The sequence below is a fragment of the Yersinia pekkanenii genome (assembly GCF_001152565.1).
In the GTDB taxonomy this organism is placed as follows: domain Bacteria; phylum Pseudomonadota; class Gammaproteobacteria; order Enterobacterales; family Enterobacteriaceae; genus Yersinia; species Yersinia pekkanenii.
In genome coordinates this window covers 1-19,479 of the sequence record NZ_CQAZ01000015.1, presented here as the reverse complement: position 1 = coordinate 19,479, position 19,479 = coordinate 1, and the positions used below count along the sequence as shown (strand labels likewise).

Sequence of the window (19,479 nt, the reverse complement as noted above, 5' to 3'; positions counted from 1 at the left end):
TTACTCTCCCGCAGAATGTGCTGCTTCTCGATGCTGACACCACAGCCAGCCACTTATACCGCCCAACAAAACGGCCATCATCAGAGCCGCAGCAATTAACTGTGACTCACCGTAAAACTTTGCCACTACTGGCACCATTAACGCGCTCATGCCATAGCCCAAGGTATGACTGGTCGCTATCACGCCAGAGCCTTTACCGGTGGATAACTTGTCGTTCAACATCAATTGGTAACCTGGTGTCGCCATGGCGGCACCGAAAGAGGCCAGCGCACAACCTGCATAGAATAATGCCAAAGATTGAGCACACATCAACCCTAAGCCAAACACCATGAATAAGGCCGCCACCAGCAGCAACTGAGAGGGGGTAAAACGTTGTCGACGCACCACCAAAAATTGAGCTAACAAAGTACAACCGGCAGCCATACTCAGTAAAATGGCCACATGGTGGCTCACTGACGTCGCCGAATCATTGAATAATTGGCTCAAATGCGGTGCCAGTCCAAGTTGCATCAGGCTGACGGTGGCCGCCAGCAGTAGCGCACAGAGTAAATAAGGCAACATACTGAAGCGTAAACGATTTTGTTGATGTGCTACCGACGGTAAAGGTGGATCATTGTATTGGAAACACACCACCAGCAGTGCAATCAAAGGGGCTATCGCCATCAGCCAAAGAGGGGCCATCGGGTGCAGTGAGAGCGCCAGTGCGGCACATAACGGCCCCAGCAAACGGCCACAACTCAAACCTGAACTGATGGTCGCCAACGCGGCCATGCGCTGTTCATACCCAGCGCGCTGCAAAGCCCAAGTCTGACAGGCCGGTACCATGCCAGACACCGTCAGGCCATAAATAATACGCGCGACGATAAGCCCGCCCAGCCCGGCGAGCGGCGCTAACCACCCTGCCGCCAGCCCTCAGACCACTAACGCTAACAGGGCAAAACTGAGTAAATAACCCGCCAACGCCATGATGACCACAAACTTACAACCGCGAATTTCTGATTGGCGGCCCCACCACGGCGATCCCACTAAAAACAGCATTGAACCTAGAGTCAACAAGCCAGCCCATACCGACAGTGAGAGATGAGTCTTACTCACCAATACCGGTAGCACCACCAATAAACCGTTTTGCCCAATACCCAATAGCCCAGCGCAAAGGGCTAACGGCCAATTGGAAGAAGACATATTCCCGTTGAAACGGGTGCCAAACTGGCGGGAGATGCGCATCAAAAGTGAATTAATCATTAATAACAATGACGATTTAAGTGAGTTTGGTTGAAAAACTGTATCATAAGCTGATTGATAACGATAAACATTATTGATATAAGAATCATTCTCAATTTAATTAAAAGTGATATGGGATCATGACTATCCAGTTAGAAACCGCGACAACCGATGTAGCTGCTCAATGTTTCCTCAACGCACTGATGCGTGAAACCTGGGATTGGCAGATAGTTCCGGTAGCCGGCAACTTACAGTATCCACAACTTCACATTCCTCTTTCGTCTTCACAAGCTATCCGTATTGCCTTACGGCATGTTTCCCCGACACAACATCATCACTATCTATTTCCGGCCTATCTGCATCAGCAGGATGACCACGCAGGTGTGGCAATCAGCGTGGAACAGCTTGTCGCCTTATTGCTGGCGAAGCCGGCGGTGAAAGGTGAGCTATCTGAAGAGGTAGTGGCACGTTTCCGTCAGCGGGTGCTGGAAAGCCATTACAATACCCAGCAAGCCATCAATATTCGTTTGGATTGGCCGTCACTGCGCGATAAACCGCTCAATTTTGCCGAAGCAGAACAAGGATTGCTGGTCGGCCACGCCTTTCACCCGGCACCAAAGTCTCATGAACCCTTCGATGAACAACAGGCACGCCGTTACCTCCCCGATTTTGCCGCCCGCTTCCCATTGCGCTGGTTTGCCGTAGATAAACATTCGCTGTGCGGTGATAGCCTTAAACTGACACTGCAACAGCGCCTGCAACGCTTTGCCTGCGAGAGCGCCCCACAATTGCTGCCGTACTTTACCGATGACGTTTGGCTGTTACCAATGCACCCATGGCAAGCCGACCACCTATTAGCACAGGATTGGTGCCAACAATTAGTGCAACAAAACGCATTACAGGATCTGGGCGAAGCCGGCGAGCGCTGGTTACCCACCAGCTCTTCACGCTCGCTCTACACCCCATCGAACCGCGATATGATCAAGTTCTCACTCAGCGTACGTCTGACCAACTCGGTGCGCACCCTGTCAGTGAAAGAAGCCCAACGCGGTATTCGTCTGGCACGGTTGGCGCAAACCCCGCGCTGGCAAGAGCTACAAGCACGCTACCCGACCTTCCGCGTGATGCAGGAAGATGGCTGGGCTGGTTTACGTTCGGCAGACGGCACGGTGCAGGAAGAAAGCCTGATGGTGTTACGCGACAACCTGCTGTTCAGCCAACCCGACGACCAAACCAATGTGTTGGTGACGCTGACACAGGCCGCTCCAGATGGTGGCGATAGCCTGCTGGCTTGTGCTGTAAACCGTTTGGCTACCCGGTTGAACCTACCATTACCACAAGCGGCCCACTGCTGGCTGGATGCCTATTGCCAGCACGTCTTGTTACCGCTGTTCAGTACCGAGGCCGACTACGGGCTGGTGTTACTGGCGCACCAGCAAAACATTCTGGTGGAAATGCAGCAAGACCTGCCAGTAGGCATGTTATATCGCGATTGCCAGGGCAGCGGTTTTACCCGTGATGCGGCACCGTGGCTGGAAGAGATTGACGAAGCCGATGCGGAAAATTGCTTCAGCGAACAGCAATTACTGCGTTATTTCCCGTATTACCTGCTGGTGAACTCCAGCCTGGCAGTAACCGCTGCACTGGCTGCGGCCGGTTTCGACAGCGAAGAAAACCTGATGGTCCGAGTACGCGACGCACTCCGTGGTCTGCGGGCTACTGCCAAAAATACCCGATGTCTGGATTACGTGCTCGACAGTTCACACTGGAATTGCAAGGGTAATTTCTTCTGTTATCTGCACGATCACAACGAAAACACCATCGTTGATCCGGCCGTTATCTACTTTGATTTCGCTAACCCGTTTAATTTTACTGATCCTCTTTATGTCGCTAACCCACAGCACCAAGAGGTTACCCAATGATGCCGCACGCCAAGTTAATGCATTCCGGTAGCAGTTTTCGCTGTGAACATCTGGCAAAGAATCTACCCCTCGGTTTAGGGCTAGACAGCAGCGCGGTACTCCACCTGCCAGGGGTATTACCACAGGGCTGGTTGGTCGCCGCGTTGGATCAATTATTCGTTGCCGCACCACAATTAACTGGCATTACGTTGCCGTATGCCGAGTGGCGTGCAGAGCCGCAAGCACTGGCACTGTTTGCACTGGTAAGCGGCGACTATCTGGCTCGAGAACTGTTTTATCAGTTGCCGTTGTGGTTGGGCACGGAGCGTAACCGAGCTTCTGGTCAGATGCAGTATGACGCCGAGCGGGATATCTGGTTCCCGCAACGACCAACACGCCCTAACGGGGAAGTTTATCGTCGTTTTGACCCACAAATTAAACGCACTCTGAGTTTTCGCTTACCGCAGATTGACCGCGATGCCGAGCTGTTCACCCGTTGGATGAACTCACCGCGCGTGGATGCCTTTTGGGAAATGAGCGGCCCGCTTGAAGTACAGACGGCTTATCTACAACGCCAGTTGGATTCCAGCTATTGCTACCCGTTACTGGGCTGTTTCGATCACCAACCCTTCGGCTATTTCGAAGTGTATTGGGCTGCGGAAGATAGGATTGGCCGCCATTACCGCTGGCAGCCTTTTGATCGTGGGCTACATATGTTGGTTGGCGAAGAGAACTGGCGTGGGGCGCAATACATTCGCAGTTGGTTACGTGGCCTAACGCATTATTTGTATCTGGACGAGCCGCGCACGGCACGAGTAGTAGCTGAGCAGCGCGCCGATAACCAACGCTTGTTCCGTCACCTGCCCGCCGCAGGCTACTACACCCTGAAAGAGTTTGATTTCCCACATAAACGCTCGCGTTTGATAGTGAATCAGCGTGTTGATTTCTTCCGGGAGGGAGCGGTATGACCATCAACGATTACAGCCACTGGCAACGTGTTAATCACCAGATGGTAGCCAAGATCCTTGCCGAGTTGGAATACGAGCGCACCCTCCAGGCCGAACCACAGGAAGGAGCATGGCGCATCAGCTTACCCGACGCGGTTTATACTTTTAACGCTGAGCGGGGTATTTGGGGCTGGTTGCATATTGATGCCACCTCATTGCACTGCGATGGTGTGCCGTTGACCGCCGACCATCTGCTGCGCCAACTTGCTCAGGTTCTGGCGATGGACGACGCTCAGATTGCTGAGCATTTGGAGGACTTGTACGCCACGCTACGCGGCGACATGCAACTGCTTTCCGCTCGCCATGGCATGCGCGCAGACGATCTAATAGCCCTCGATGCTGATGCGCTGCAATGCCTACTCTCCGGTCACCCGAAATTTATCTTTAATAAAGGCCGCCGTGGTTGGGGCCTGACCGCCCTACACCAATATGCACCCGAATATCAGGGCCAATTCCGCCTGCACTGGGTGGCAGCTAAACGTGGCAGTTTTGTTTGGTGCGCCGATGCTGAACTCGCACTGGATACGCTACTCGATAGTGCGATGGCGAGCGCTGAGCGTCAACGCTTTGAGTGCCGCTGGCGCGAACAACAGTTGAACCATGACTGGATCCCCGTGCCGTTGCACCCATGGCAATGGCAGCAAAAAATTGCCCTGCACTTCCTGCCGCAGCTTGCTGAGGGTGAACTGGTCGAACTGGGTGAGTTTGGCGATTATTACTTGGCGCAACAGTCACTGCGCACCTTGACCAATGTCAGCCGCCGTGTGTCATTTGATATCAAACTGCCTCTCACCATCTACAACACCTCTTGCTATCGAGGCATCCCCGGTAAATACATCAGCGCAGGTCCGGCGGCATCACGTTGGTTGCAGCAGGTATTTGCACAAGACAGTACGCTGCGTGAAAGCGGTGCCGAGATCCTCGGTGAGCCGGCTGCCGGTTACATGACACACCAAACCTACGCCACGCTGGGTAAAGCACCCTATCGCTATCAGGAAATGCTCGGTGTTATCTGGCGTGAGAATCCGTCCTGCTATTTACACGCAGGTGAACAAGCCATTTTGATGGCGACGCTGATGGAAACCGATAATCAGGGCCATCCGCTGATCGCCGCCTATATCGCACGCTCAGGGCTAAGTGCTGAAGCCTGGCTGGAACAGATGTTCCGCGTGGTGGTGGTGCCGATGTATCACCTAATGTGTTGTTACGGCGTGGCGCTGATTGCTCACGGCCAAAACATCACATTGGTAATGAAAGACCATATGCCACAGCGCATCTTATTGAAAGACTTCCAAGGTGATATGCGTCTGGTAGATGAAGAGTTTCCGCAAGCGGCCACCCTGCCCGACATAGTGAAAGATGTGACCGCTCGCTTGCCTGCCGACTATCTCATTCACGACCTACAGACCGGGCATTTCGTCACCGTGCTGCGCTTTATTTCGCCGCTGATGCAGGCTTACGGCGTCAGTGAACATAGATTCTATCAATTGCTGGCGCAGGTGCTGGAGCGCTATATGGCGCAGCATCCAGACATGGCAGACCGCTTTACTTTATTCAGTTTATTCAAGCCACGCATTATTCGTGTGGTTCTCAACCCGGTGAAACTCACCTATTCAGAGCAAGACGGCGGCAATCGCATGCTGCCGAATTACTTGCAGGATCTGGATAACCCTCTTTATTTGGTCACCAAGGAGCTAGCCCAATGAATCAGACTTTGGATTTCATCGGCATTGGCATCGGTCCATTCAACCTCAGCATTGCCGCACTCGGCAGTGAAGTCCCTGGCTTTAACTGCAAATTCTTTGAGCGCAAGCCGCGCTTTTCCTGGCACCCCGGCATGATGGTGCCTGACTGCCACATGCAGACCAGCTTCCTGAAGGATTTAGTCAGCGCGGTATCGCCGACTAACCCGTACAGCTTTCTTAACTATTTAGTCCAGCGGAAAAAATTCTACCGATTTTTAACCACTGAGCACCGCACGGTTTCACGCGAAGAATTTGCGGACTATCTCAGTTGGGCCGCCAATGGCCTGAGTTCATTAGAATTCAGTCAAGATATTCAGAGTGTGGATTTTGACGACCAACAGCGCCACTTTGTCGTCACCACACCACGTAATGTCTACCATGCGCGCCATGTTTGTTTGGGGATCGGTAAGCGCATCAAACTGCCAGAATGTGTGACCGAACAAAATGACCGCTGTTTCCACGCCAGTGAGATGGCACTGCGTAATCCGGATCTAACCGGCAAACGTGTCACCATTGTTGGCGGTGGCCAAAGTGGGGCAGATTTGTTCCTCAACATCTTCCGGGCCGAATGGGGTCAACCGCAGCAACTGAACTGGATTTCACGTCGTAACAACTATAACGCGCTGGATGAAGCCGCTTTTGCTAATGAGTACTTCACGCCGGAATACGTTGAGAGTTTTTACACCCTGAACGATAACGTCAAGCAACGCATGTTAGCCGAGCAGAAAATGACCTCTGACGGCATTACCAGTGAGTCACTACTGGCTATCTACCGGGCGATGTATCACCAATTTGAAGTATTACGTGAGAAGCCTTGGGCGAGTTTATTACCCAGTCGCTCACTGACATCGATACATGCGCAGGGCAACCGTTATCAATTAGTCACCCATCACCATCTCGATCAGGGTAAAGAAACCTTTGATACCGACGTGGTTATCTTTGCGACCGGCTATCAGCAGGGCCGCCCCGCATTCCTTGAACCGCTGGCCAACCGCTTGATAACGGTTGCCGATAATCAATACCGGGTGGCACCCGATTTCACCCTCGACTGGCGAGGCCCGCACGATAACTGCTTGTTTGCGGTGAATGTGGGCATGCACAGCCACGGTATCGCCGAACCCCAGCTTAGCCTGATGGCCTGGCGATCGGCGCGTATTCTCAACCGGGCATTAGGACGTGATCAGTTCGATTTAACCTCCACCCCGGCGGTGATCCAATGGCGTAGTCAGCAACCGGGAGTTACATCCCGCGCTGAATCCGCAGTCCTTAATTATACCGAATATTAACTTTTAACCTTCATCCAATCAGGGAAAACAGGGAATCTTAATGAAACGCAAATACCTCTGGGCAGTAAATCCGTGCCTGCTAGCCATGCTCGCACCCGCAGCATGGGCAGAAGATCAAATGGTGGTTTCCGCCAGCCGTTCACACCGTAGTGTGGCAGAAATGGCACAAACCACCTGGGTGATTGAAGGCCAGGAACTCGAACAACAGGTTCAAGCGGGCAAGGAGATCAAAGATATCCTGGCACAACTGATCCCAGGCATGGACGTCAGCAGTCAGGGCCGGACCAATTACGGTATGAACCTGCGTGGCCGTTCAATGATGGTGATGATCGACGGCGTTCGCCTGAACTCTTCACGCAGCGATAGCCGCCAGCTCGACTCGATTGATCCATTCAACATTGGACACATTGAAGTGATCTCCGGTGCCACCTCGCTTTACGGCGGGGGCAGTACCGGCGGTCTGATCAATATCGTGACCAAAAAAGGCCAGCAAGAAAAACAGGTTGAGCTACAGATCGGCGGCAAAACGGGCTTCAACAGCCGTAATGATCGCGATGAGAATATCGCCGCCGCCGTGAGTGGCGGTACCGAACAAGCATTCGGGCGGTTTTCTTTTTCTTATCAGCGTTATGGCGGCTGGTATGACGGTAAAGGCGACGAAGTATTAATCGATAACACCCAGACGGGTTTACAATATTCTGGCCGTTTGGACGTGATGGGCAGCGGCACTTTCAACATCGATGACCACCAGCAATTGCAATTGACCGCCCAGTATTTCAACAGTGAATCCGATGGCAAACACGGCACTTCTCAGCAGTGACCGGTAGCGGACAGGCGTCTAACAGCTCAAATTTGCACTCCGATCGTATTCCGGGGACTGAACGCCATCTTATCAACCTGCAATACTCCAATACCGATTTCTGGGGGCAGGATTTAGTGGCTCAGGTGTTTTATCGTGATGAATCTCTGACCTTTTATCCGTTCCCGACCCTGAACAAAGACGGCACAGCGGTGACCAGTATTGGCGCATCGCAACAGAAAACCGATTTTTATGGCGGTAAACTGACGCTAAACAGTAAACCTATCGACAGCCTGACACTGACTTACGGTGTCGATGCGGAACATGAAAGTTTCAATGCCAATCAGCAGTTTTTCAATCTGGCACTAGCGCAGCAGACTGGCGGTATGACATTGCAAAATGCCTACAACGTTGGCCGTTATCCAAGTTACACCACCACCAGTCTTGCGCCGTTCCTGCAAACGAGCTACGACATCGACCCAATCTTCACCCTGAGTGGTGGAGTGCGTTATCAATATACTGAGAACAAGGTAGATGATTTCGTGGGTTATGCGCAGCAGCAAGCCATTGCCAACGGCACTGCAACCTCGGCAGAGGCGATACCAGGGGGAAAAACCGATTACAACAACTTCCTGTTTAATGCCGGTTTACTGGCTCATCTGGCCGAACGCCAACAGACTTGGGTAAACTTCTCACAAGGATTTGAGATCCCGGATCTGGCGAAATATTACGGTTCTGGTAGCTATAAGTTGGTCAACGGCCACTATCAACTGCAAAACAGCGTCAACGTCAATGACTCTAAACTGGAAGGCATCAAGGTTGACGCCTATGAACTGGGCTGGCGCTATACCGGTGATAACCTGCGCACACAAATCGCCGGTTATTACTCACTATCTGACCAGACTATTTCAATTAACAAAACAGACATGACCATCAATGTATTGCCGGACAAACGCCGGATCTACGGGGTTGAGGGTGCGGTGGATTACGTCTTCGAAGAGAGTGAATGTAGCACTGGGGCAACCTTTAACTTGATCAAGTCTGAAACCAAAACTGATGGCAAGTGGCAGAAATTGACGGTCGATACCGCCAGCCCCTCAAAAGCCACTGCCTATGTTGGCTGGGCACCGGGCGACTGGGATCTGCGGGTACAGTCCCAACAGACCTTCGATGTTTCCGACAGTAAGGGCCGTAAGATCGACGGTTATAACACTATCGATTTCCTCAGCAGCTACGCCTTACCGGTGGGTAAAATCAGCTTCAGTATTGAAAACCTGCTGGACAAAGACTACACCACGGTTTGGGGCCAACGCGCACCGATTCTGTATAGCCCAACCTACGGCTCACCGGATCTGTATACCTACAAGGGCCGTGGCCGTACCTTTGGTGTGAACTACTCGGTATTGTTCTGACAACGACGGTTCTGACAAATTGGGTTCTGATAAAGAAAGAATTAACTTGATAACTCCGGGCGTAACTTTGCGGTTGCGCCCGGCTATTTTTCGTCAATTAGGCCCATTCAGCGATAATAAACCGCGATATGCTGATCTTGTACCTTTTCAATACTGACTTTGATATCGAAGATTTCCTCCAGAATATCGGGTTGCATAATCTCTTCAGGTGCCCCTCGATAGATAACTTCGCCATTTTTCATAGCAATAATATGGTCAGAATAAGCGGAGGCGAAATTGATATCATGAATAACCAGGATGATCGTTTTGTGCAGTTCATCTGCCGCACGCCGCAATTGCTTCATCATCGCAACGCAATGTTTCATATCTAAGTTATTCAATGGCTCATCCAGCAAGATATATTCTGTATCTTGGCAAAGCACCATGGCAACATAAGCGCGTTGCCGTTGCCCGCCCGAAAGTTCGTCAAGATAACGATCTTTGAACGGCATCAGATTAAGGAACTCCATCGCGGCATCAATATACTGACGGTCGTCTGCATTGAGCCTGCCTTTCGAATAAGGATAACGCCCAAAGCCAACTAAATCCGCGACCGTCAGGCGGCTGGTAAAATGATTCTCCTGACGTAAAACAGACAGGATGGTTGCCAGTTTATCCCCGGACGTTTTCGCCACATCCAGCCCATTAAACAGTACGCTCCCAACATCGGGTGTCAGCAAGCGGCTCATAATCGACAATAAGGTGGATTTACCGGCACCGTTTGGTCCAATAATTGAAGTCACCCCGCCCGAAGGTATGCTCTCATTTATATTATTGAGGACCGATGTGTCCTGGTATTTTTTATTAATGTCATTAATTTCAATCACACCGGAGCCTTTTTAATTAATAAATAAATAAACAGCGCGCCTCCGACAAACTCAATAACCACCGACAGGGTTCCCGACATGTTCAGCAAACGTTCAAGGATCAATTGCCCGCCAACCAAGGTAATGGTCCCCAGCAGGAAAACACCGGGCAGCAAATATTGATGACGGAACGAGCCAACAATCGGATAAGCCAGATTAGCAATAAGCAAACCTAAAAATGTCAATGGCCCCACAAGTGCGGTGGATATGGCCACCAACAGCGAGACAAGGAGGAGGATGGCGGTTATTTTTTTCTGGTACGCGACCCCCAGATTAATCGCGGTATTTCTACCCAGCGCGATAATATCGAGGCAATGGCGCATGCGCCAAACAAGAATAGCCACGATAACAATTATTCCGCTGGATAGGGCAATAATTTCCGGCGCAGCTCGGGTAAATGTCGCGAAGACTCGCCCCTGCAATACGGCAAACTCCCCCGGCGAGAGAAGACGCTGCATCAGACTGGATAAACTGCGAAAGAGCGTGCCACAAACCAAGCCAACCAGCAGCACTTTGTGCAGATTGATCCCCACTCCGGTCAATAACCAGCGGTATAGAAACACCGAGAACAACAGTAATAATGCTGATTCACAGAGAAATTTACCGGTAATGCCTAATACTCTGAAACCATTGGCATCGACAAAAAATATCAGCATGGTCTGGATGAGAATAAACAGCGCTTCTAATCCCATAACTGACGGCGTTAAAATGCGATTATTGGTGACGGTCTGGAATAAAACGGTGGCAATACCGGCAGCGAAGGCGACCAATACCATGGTGGCTAAAATAAGGCCGCGATGCACCAGAACATACTGAATATTGCCCCTCAGATTAATGGTCATAAATATGACCATTGCGCCAACAGCAATGATGCTTAATAACAGCAAGCGCTTTGCCGGTAAGCTTAGCCTATTGCCTATTCTCAGAAGGGGATTTGCTTTTGCAGAAAACTCATCAGCCTGCATGACGTTTTGTCCTAACAATTAATAACAGGAAAACGAGTGCACCAATCGCCCCCAAAATAACGCTGGCAGGAATTTCAAAGGGGTAGCTGATTAATCGACCAATAATGTCGCAGAAAACCACCAGACCACCGCCACATAGACTGACCCACGGTATGGTTCGGCGCAAATTGTCGCCCATCGCCATACTGACAATATTAGGTACAATCAAACCAAGGAAAGGCAGCACGCCAATCACCACCACCACCACACCACTGATGATGGCAATAATAGACATCCCCATTAGCATAACGCGTTGATAATTCAGACCAACATTAACCGAAAAATCTCGCCCCATTCCTGCGACGGTAAAGCGGTCAGCGATCAGGCAGGCGATCAGTGTTAATGCGCCAACTATCCACAGCAGTTCATAGCGGCCCTGCAATACACCAGAGAAATCACCGGATTCCCAACTGCCTAACGATTGCAGGAGATCGAACTCCATTGCCAGAAAGGTTGTCACCGCACTAAATACAGCACCCAGCATAATGCCAGTCAGCGGTACCATCAGCGCCGATTTCATCCTCATGCGCGCCAGTAGCATCATGAACAGCGCGGTGCCCCCCATGGCGAATACCGTTGCCACCAACATTTTTACTATCACTGGAGCCGATGGGCTGAAAACCATGACCAATAACAAGCCAAGGCTGGCAGATTGAGTGGTACCCGCAATCGAAGGTTCAACAAACCGGTTTTGCGTTAGCATCTGCATGATGAGACCAGCAACACTCATGGCGCTGCCCGCAAGGACCAGGGCCAGCGTTCGCGGTACTCGGCTGAGTAAAAATATGTCGCGCATGTCCGGATCAGACCAGACCTCTGCGAAGGTGACATGACCGGCACCGATAAACAGGCTACACGTCATCAGGCCCAGTAAGATAACCAAGCCTGCTATAAAGCTAAGATTTTTCATCGTTAGGAATTACTGTGCTGCCGCTTGTTTATCCAGTACCGCACTAATTTTATCCATCAACTGGGTATAACTCTGGATGCCACCCGCGATGTAAAGCGAGGCCGAGTCGATATAGATAATGTGATTGTTCTGCCATGCCTTGGTTTTATTAATCAATGGGTTATCAAGGATCTGTTGTGCCGACTGGCCTTCAGTACGCCCGATTGCATTGTCTCTATCAAGGACAAACAGCCACTCAGGGTTGGCATTAAGAATGAATTCAGAAGTCACCACGTTGCCATGATTACCGGCCTCAGTGAAGTTGGCCGCAGAGCTGAAACCTAACTCGTCAAAAATAAAGCCGAAACGCGAACCCGGCGTGTAAGCCGACATTTTGCCGCCACTGACCATCACCACCATGGCAGACCCTGCATGAGCTGATTTCTGTTTGATGGTATTGATCTGAGAGGTAAATTTGCTCAGCAGCGTTTTCGCCTCTGCCTCTTTACCGAAGATTGATGCCAATTGTTCCGTGCGCTGAGTCAGACTCTGGGTAAAGTGCTTAGGGTCGATATCCAGGGCGATAGTCGGTGCGATGGCGCTAAGTTTGTCATAGGCATCATGAGCACGTCCCCCCGCGATGATCAGGTCAGGTTTAGCCTGACTCAATACCTCATAGTCGGGTTCAAACAAGGTACCGGCATTGAGATACTCAGTGCCACTGTACTTGGATAAAAATGCGGGTAGATGGGTACTGGTCTGAGGCACACCGGCCACTTTAATGTCTAAGGCATCGGCCATATCCAGCACTGAGGGGTTCAGTATGATGACCTTTTGCGGGTTCAGTGGAACTTGAGTGGTTCCTTGCGCATGTTCGATGCTGATTTTTGCTGACTCTTCCGGTGCGGCAGATGAATCATCACACCCGGTAATTGCCACCGTCGCTGCCAACAATGACGAAAATAAAGCTAAACGTAATCGCATTTTCTCTCCTGAAAAGTGGGGATGTAAATATCCTTGAGTGCTAACGCTAATGATTTGCATTACTAATGGCTAGATAATACCGATATATACGAGTGATGAACAGAAGAGAAAAGCTCATCTGTGAAATAGGGACTTAAAAGAAATACCGCCTGTAGTTGCCCCCCATATTCGAAAATAGAATGATGCCTACCCCGCCAATAGCACATACATAACGGATTTTACTGCGCGCTCGCCCACAATTTTCGTGTAAATATTGAGCGGTTATATGACAATTTTGTGAACAATATCTAAAGGTATAATAATTAAATTGACCAATCTACGCGGGTAGATACACTTAAAATACGGAACAACATTAATGCTTTCTAATGTTTACTTGTCCGACAGCGCGTGGCCGATTTATCCCAACCACGGAGTAAACGATCAATAAACAAACAAACATTGATGCGTGAACATAATGCTTCAACACCAGGGGAACCTTTTTAATGACTTCACTCAATAGCCCAGCAGCAGACAATGCTCCATCAGAGAGCATGGCTGCGGAAGAGCGTCTGGCTACGCCCGAAGGTCGTAAAGATTTTTGGCGGGCGGCCTTTTCATGCTGGCTTGGCACCGCTATGGAGTATGCAGATTTTGCACTCTATGGTTTAGCCGCTGGCATAATATTTGGTGATGTTTTCTTCCCTGAAGCAACACCTGCGATCGCTTTGTTATCCAGCTTTGCGACCTACTCTGTCGGTTTTATTGCCCGCCCTATTGGCGCGCTGTTGTTTGGCAGATTAGGTGACCGCAAGGGCCGGAAAGTGGTCATGATTACCACCATCACCTTAATGGGTGTTTCCACCACCCTGATTGGCCTGATCCCAAGCTATGCCTCTATCGGCTTGTGGGCACCGGCCAGTCTGGCATTCTTACGCTTTATGCAAGGGTTAGGGGCGGGTGCTGAACTCTCTGGCGGCGCGGTGATGCTAGGGGAATATGCCCCGGCTAAAAAACGCGGTCTGGTGTCTTCAATTATTGCATTAGGTTCGAATAGCGGCACACTACTGGCTGCATTGGTTTGGTTATTAGTGTTGCAGATGGACAAGCAGAGCCTACTTGATTGGGGCTGGCGTATTCCGTTCCTCTCCAGCATCTTAATTGCCGGTGCTGCATTGTTTATTCGCCGTCACATGCGTGAAACGCCGGTCTTTGAACGCCAAAAACTGCTGCTGGAACAACAACGCCAACAAGCTCAGGCTCAGGGTCGCGAACACCTAGCTGAAGTAGATAACCGCAGCTTCTGGCAGCGCAGCAAATCATTCTGGATCATGGTTGGCTTGCGTATCGGCGAGAACGGCCCGTCTTATCTGGCTCAAGGCTTTATGATTGGTTATGTCGCCAAAGTGCTTATGGTGGATAAATCGGTACCGACCATGGCGGTGTTTATCGCCTCCTGTCTGGGCTTCCTGATTGTTCCTCTGGCAGGTTATCTGTCAGACCGATTTGGTCGCCGTATTACCTATCGCTGGTTCTGCTTACTGCTGATTATTTATGCTTTCCCCGCGTTTATGCTGCTGGAAACTCGCGAACCGATTATTGTGATGGGGACTATCATTGTGGGTATGGGCCTGGCATCACTGGGTATCTTCGGGGTACAGGCGGCATGGGGTGTCGAGCTATTTGGCGTGACTAACCGCTATACTAAGATGGCAGTGGCAAAAGAGTTAGGTTCCATCCTGTCGGGGGGGACTGCGCCACTGATTGCTGCCGCCATGTTGACTTTAACCGGCCACTGGTGGCCAATCGCCCTGTACTTTGCCGTCATGGCAGGGATTGGATTTGTCACCACCTTCTTTGCTCCTGAGACGCGCGGACGTGACCTCAATTTGCCAGAAGATGCCATTTAATATCGCAAGACAGGTTTCGAGGTTACTGACAAACCTATTGATAACTCGGCGAGTGAAGGGGTTAAACAGCCAATGCACGTTTCCCCTTCATTTTACTTTGTCAGTAGCCTAATCCCCGATATTATGTGAAGTAAATAAAGGGGTTATATGGCATCTGTATTCAGATTAAGTAGGTCACGTTGGTAAACCCTCAGTTTCATCGTATTACACGTTCTGATGTCGCACGTGAAGCAGGCACTTCTGTGGCGGTAGTGAGTTATGTCATCAATAATGGGCCGCGTCCGGTCGCGCCAGCCACCAAACAGCGTGTACTTGATGCCATTAAAAAAACCGGTTACCGCCCTAATGAGATTGCCAGAGCCTTAGCCTGTGGAACCACCAAAACTTATGGGTTGGTAGTGCCCAATATTTCCAACCCATTTATCTCCTCAATGGCCCATGCCCTACAACGGGAAGCCTTTGCTAACGGGCAAGTGTTGTTACTGGGCGACGCCGGTGACTCTCGTCAGCGTGAACTTGAACTTATCAATAATCTGCTGCATCGTCAGGTGGATGGTTTGCTGTATACCAGTGTCGATCGCCATCCCTACATCGAATTAATTCAGGCTACCGGCACACCGTTTGTGATGCTGGACAGAGTCGATGCTGCGCAACAAACTTGTGCCATCCGTGTGGATGAGCGTGCTGCGGCCTTTCAAGCGACCCAACATCTGATTGAACATGGTCATCGTGAAATCGCCATTATTTGCGGTCCACTGGATATGCTTAATACTCAAGATAGGGTTAATGGCTGGCAAGATGCGTTGCAACAAGCAGGGTTGAGCGTGCGCCATGAGTGGACTTTTTCAGCCGATTATACCCGTCCCGGTGGTTATCAGGCGGCACAGCAGATGTTGAAAGGGCCGTTACCACAGGCACTGTTTGCTACCAATGAATTACAGGCGCTCGGCTGCCTGCGAGCAATGGCCGAGCACAACCTGACGGCTCCCAGAGATCTGGCGCTGGTCTGTTTTAACGGCACCGTTGAATCGGAATATAACGTGCCGTCATTAACGACGGTGCGCCAACCGGTGGATGCGATGGCAAAAACCGCGATTGAGATGCTAAAAAACTGGGATGGAGTACCGACCCTTCGTGAATTCGACTTTTCGCTGCAAATCGGTGAGTCCTGCGGCTGTTTTATCCCCAAACTCATTGATCTTCCATTATAAAAAGATAAAAACATGCGTTTAATTATTGATTGTGACCCAGGAAATGGCGTACCCGGCGCCAATGTAGATGATGGTTTAGCTCTGGCGCTGGCCATCGCGGCCCCGGAAATAGCACTAGAACTGATCACTATCGTGGCAGGTAATACCTCAAGCGAAGTGGGGTTTTCTGTTGCTCATGATTTGATTACCCGTCTGGGGCTGAATATCCCCATCATACGCGGTGCCTCACAGGCACTGGTCGAACCCATGGCACGCTGGCGCGATAAGCTGGATAATGGCGCAGTCAAAAATGGATTAACGGCACTTTGGCAACAGACTCATCAACCGCCCATCGTGATCTCCGGTGCGCCATTGGCGGCCCACGCTATTGGCGAACTAATCTGTAATAACCCCGGTGAGATAACCTTAGTGGCCATCGGCCCGCTGACTAATATCGCCCATGCCATGCAGCTTTACCCACAACTGGCGTCATCTGTAGCAGAAATTGCTATAATGGGTGGCGTGTTTAATGTTGATGGTTACCTTAAAGACACTAATTTTGGTATCGATCCCGAAGCGGCACATGTGGTGCTGACCAGCGGTGCCAACATGACGCTCGCCCCTTTGGATGTCACGACTCAGACCCAACTGGTGCATCAGGATTTGGACAAGATTGCGCAAATCGACTCGCCACTCAGCCGTTATTTGGTCGAAACTATGCGCCCGTGGGTAAGCTATTCGATGCAAACACGCCAACTGCCGGGCTGTTGGGTTCATGATGCGCTGGTGGTGGCTTGGTTACTGGATAAGACCTTGGTGACCACCACCCGCGACTATGTCGATGTGGCTCTGGAAGGCGTGCTGACCCGTGGAATGACGTTGCGTTTCAGTCCGAATAATTTACGTTTAGATGTCGGTATCCCGGCCCCACAGGGCAAACCGGTAAAAATACTGCAAACAGTTGATAATAAAAAACTCTTGGATCGAATTTATCAATCCCTGAGCAATTTTACCTAACCGGATTGGAGCCACCTCGCCACCACTGAGATTGACTATGCTAACTCTGCTTCATCTGCTTTCTTCTGTCGCCCTGCTGGTGTGGGGAACACACATTGTTCGCACCGGTATCATGCGTGTTTACGGTGCGGATTTGCGCCGAGTTCTCAGTGCCAGTATCCAGAAAAAACCGACTGCGTTTATCGCCGGGATTGGGGTCACTGCGCTGGTACAAAGCAGTAATGCGACCGCGTTGCTGGTTATTTCGTTTGTCTCGCAGGGGCTGATTTCACTGTCACCCGCATTGGTGATTATGTTAGGTGCCGATGTTGGGACGGCGCTGATGGCACGGGTGCTGACCTTCCCACTCTCCTGGCTGTCACCCTTGCTTATCTTAGTCGGGGTGATTGTCTTCCTCGGCCAACGCAAAACCCGTATTGGTCAGATGGGCCGAGTGTGCATTGGCCTCGGGCTGATTATTCTGGCGCTGCAACTGATTGTCACCGCCGCCGGGCCGATTACCCAGGCAACCGCCGTTCAGGCCATTTTCTCATCCCTGACCGGCGATACTATTCTGGCCTTACTGATTGGCGCACTGTTCGCCATGATCAGTTATTCCAGTTTGGCCGCCGTCTTACTGACCGCCACATTGGCCGCTACCGGTTTGGTGCCACTGAACATTGCGCTGTGTATTGTGATTGGCTCAAATCTGGGCAGTGGTTTGCTGGCGCTGATCAGCAGCCGTGGACAGAATGCTATCTCCCGCCAGGTCGTGTTAGGCAGCTTGTTGTTTAAAGTTACCGGCTGCATCTTGGTGGTTCCTTGGGTCAATATGCTAGGCCAATGGCTGTTCGCGCGTAACTTACCCGCCGCTGAAGTCGTCATTTACTTCCACGTATTCTATAACCTGCTGCGCTGCTTGCTGATGCTACCATTTGTTGGAGTAATGGCTCGAATCTGTAGCCGATTGGTCAGCGATGACCAGAATATCGTGCAGCCCTCGGCCCCACGCTATCTTGATATCACCGCCATCGATACGCCGTCACTGGCATTAGCCAACGCCGTGCGGGAAACCCTGCGGATGGGCGATGTACTGGAGCAAATGCTATTCCGCTTTAAAGAAGTGCTGGAAGGAAATAAACAGCAAAAACATGAAGTGAGCCTGCTGGAAGACGAGGTCGACATGCTGTACAGCGCGATTAAATTGTATTTAGCACAGATCCAGCAAGATGAATTGGGTGAAATTGATTCGCGCCGTTGGGCTGAAATTATTGATACGGCAGTCAACCTCCAGCAAGCTGGCGATATCATTGGCCGTATGACCGCCGATGTGGCCGCCAAGTCGCTCAATGCACGCAAGCCATTTTCTGCCAAAGGGTTCGAGGAGTTAAATACCCTGCATACCCGCTTAGTGGCTAATCTGGATTTAGGGATGTCGGTATTTTTATCCCGTGATATCAATAACGCCAAGCGGCTACGTCGTGCCAAACACCGTTTTCGCTTACTGAACCGTCGTTATTCTCACTCACACGTTGAACGTCTACATCAGCATAACGTCCAGAGTATTGAGACCAGCAGCCTGCATATGGGGCTATTAGGTGATATGAAACGCTTAAATTCACTGTTCTGCTCAACGGCATACCATGTGCTCGAAGTGCAGGAAGAGCCGCTGGATTAACCATGAAAAACGGTACATACCCAATGATATGTACCGTTAATGACTTATAATGCCTTACTTTACACCCTAAATAATTCGAGTTGTAGGAAGGCAGGCATAGTTAGAAATTATATTTAACACCCAGTGTGATACTGCTGTCACTGTAGCCATTATTACCCACTTGCTGACCCACATTCCCCCACAGGTTCAGTTTGTTGTTTATCTGGCCGTCAACACCCAACTTCACTTCCGCCACATTGGCTGCACCCGCTTGTTTTACCGTGATGCCATCTAATGTGGTGCCGAAATCTTTGGTGTTATGGATCCAGTTGGTTTCAATATAAGGTTTAAATACTGGCCCTTGAGCTTTATCGGCTGTTTGGATTGGGCTGATAAAGGCTTTCGCTCCCAGACGAGTTTGAATATTGTTATCGCCTTCACCAGAGACAACCGTACCATTGGTTTCTGTATGAGAATCAGCTTTGACGCCCATCCATACCATCTGAGCTTTTGGCTGAATAAAGTAGCCATTATTAGCACTTTCACCCACTTTAAAGGTATAGCCACTCTCAATTGAAGCGGTAAACCCTTTCGAGT

At 50.6% G+C, this 19,479-nt stretch carries 13 protein-coding genes and 2 pseudogenes; 9 read left to right on the top strand and 6 right to left on the bottom strand.

The window, feature by feature from the left end:
• Positions 1-1,224, bottom strand: a pseudogene (locus AEP37_RS09435) (MFS transporter).
• A gap of 137 nt (positions 1,225-1,361) precedes the next feature.
• Here AEP37_RS09435 and AEP37_RS09430 point away from each other — a divergent pair.
• From AEP37_RS09430 to AEP37_RS09410, 5 genes and pseudogenes are all read left to right on the top strand, one after another.
• Positions 1,362-3,143 (top strand): IucA/IucC family protein, encoded by a 1,782-nt coding sequence (locus AEP37_RS09430; protein WP_049612685.1) that lies wholly within the window; start codon positions 1,362-1,364, stop codon positions 3,141-3,143.
• Positions 3,140-4,090 (top strand): GNAT family N-acetyltransferase, encoded by a 951-nt coding sequence (locus AEP37_RS09425; protein ID WP_049612683.1) that lies wholly within the window; start codon positions 3,140-3,142, stop codon positions 4,088-4,090. Before AEP37_RS09430 ends, AEP37_RS09425 begins: the two co-directional genes overlap by 4 nt.
• On the top strand, positions 4,087-5,835 hold the full coding sequence (gene iucC / locus AEP37_RS09420) for an IucA/IucC family protein (RefSeq protein WP_049612681.1): 1,749 nt from the start codon (positions 4,087-4,089) through the stop codon (positions 5,833-5,835). The genes AEP37_RS09425 and iucC overlap by 4 nt, the downstream gene beginning before the upstream one ends.
• Positions 5,832-7,160 carry a lysine N(6)-hydroxylase/L-ornithine N(5)-oxygenase family protein gene (locus tag AEP37_RS09415; protein WP_049612679.1) on the top strand — a complete coding sequence of 443 codons (1,329 nt, stop codon included), beginning with the start codon at positions 5,832-5,834 and terminating at the stop codon, positions 7,158-7,160. Before iucC ends, AEP37_RS09415 begins: the two co-directional genes overlap by 4 nt.
• Before the next feature lie 40 nt (positions 7,161-7,200).
• Positions 7,201-9,371, top strand: a pseudogene (locus tag AEP37_RS09410) (TonB-dependent siderophore receptor).
• Between the two features lie 107 nt (positions 9,372-9,478).
• Here AEP37_RS09410 and AEP37_RS09405 read toward each other — a convergent pair.
• From AEP37_RS09405 to AEP37_RS09390, 4 genes are read right to left on the bottom strand one after another with little or no spacing between them, the layout of a single operon-like run.
• Positions 9,479-10,237: an iron ABC transporter ATP-binding protein gene (locus AEP37_RS09405; RefSeq protein WP_049612677.1), complete on the bottom strand. Its 759-nt coding sequence runs from the start codon at positions 10,235-10,237 to the stop codon at positions 9,479-9,481.
• The gene (locus tag AEP37_RS09400) at positions 10,234-11,241 is read right to left on the bottom strand and encodes an iron chelate uptake ABC transporter family permease subunit (protein WP_049612675.1); all 1,008 of its coding nucleotides are present in this window, start codon (positions 11,239-11,241) and stop codon (positions 10,234-10,236) included. The genes AEP37_RS09405 and AEP37_RS09400 overlap by 4 nt, the downstream gene beginning before the upstream one ends.
• Positions 11,231-12,190 carry an ABC transporter permease gene (locus AEP37_RS09395; RefSeq protein WP_049612673.1) on the bottom strand — a complete coding sequence of 320 codons (960 nt, stop codon included), beginning with the start codon at positions 12,188-12,190 and terminating at the stop codon, positions 11,231-11,233. The genes AEP37_RS09400 and AEP37_RS09395 overlap by 11 nt, the downstream gene beginning before the upstream one ends.
• Positions 12,191-12,199: 9 nt before the next feature.
• Positions 12,200-13,153, bottom strand: coding sequence for a siderophore ABC transporter substrate-binding protein (locus AEP37_RS09390; protein WP_049612671.1), 954 nt, complete (start codon positions 13,151-13,153; stop codon positions 12,200-12,202).
• A 482-nt stretch (positions 13,154-13,635) separates the two neighbouring features.
• On the opposite strand from AEP37_RS09390, the gene AEP37_RS09385 reads away from it, so the two are divergent.
• From AEP37_RS09385 to AEP37_RS09370, 4 genes are all read left to right on the top strand, one after another.
• Positions 13,636-15,039 carry an MFS transporter gene (locus tag AEP37_RS09385; protein ID WP_049612670.1) on the top strand — a complete coding sequence of 468 codons (1,404 nt, stop codon included), beginning with the start codon at positions 13,636-13,638 and terminating at the stop codon, positions 15,037-15,039.
• Positions 15,040-15,242: 203 nt separating this feature from the next.
• Positions 15,243-16,250, top strand: a complete 1,008-nt coding sequence (locus tag AEP37_RS09380; RefSeq protein WP_072086274.1) for a LacI family DNA-binding transcriptional regulator — start codon at positions 15,243-15,245, stop codon at positions 16,248-16,250.
• Positions 16,251-16,262: 12 nt separating this feature from the next.
• The gene (locus AEP37_RS09375) at positions 16,263-17,246 is read left to right on the top strand and encodes a nucleoside hydrolase (RefSeq protein ID WP_049612666.1); all 984 of its coding nucleotides are present in this window, start codon (positions 16,263-16,265) and stop codon (positions 17,244-17,246) included.
• 37 nt (positions 17,247-17,283) lie between these two features.
• Positions 17,284-18,903 (top strand): Na/Pi cotransporter family protein, encoded by a 1,620-nt coding sequence (locus AEP37_RS09370; RefSeq protein ID WP_049612664.1) that lies wholly within the window; start codon positions 17,284-17,286, stop codon positions 18,901-18,903.
• A gap of 100 nt (positions 18,904-19,003) precedes the next feature.
• Here AEP37_RS09370 and AEP37_RS09365 read toward each other — a convergent pair.
• A partial coding sequence (locus tag AEP37_RS09365; protein ID WP_049612663.1) for an autotransporter outer membrane beta-barrel domain-containing protein occupies positions 19,004-19,479 on the bottom strand: 476 nt, incomplete at its 5' end.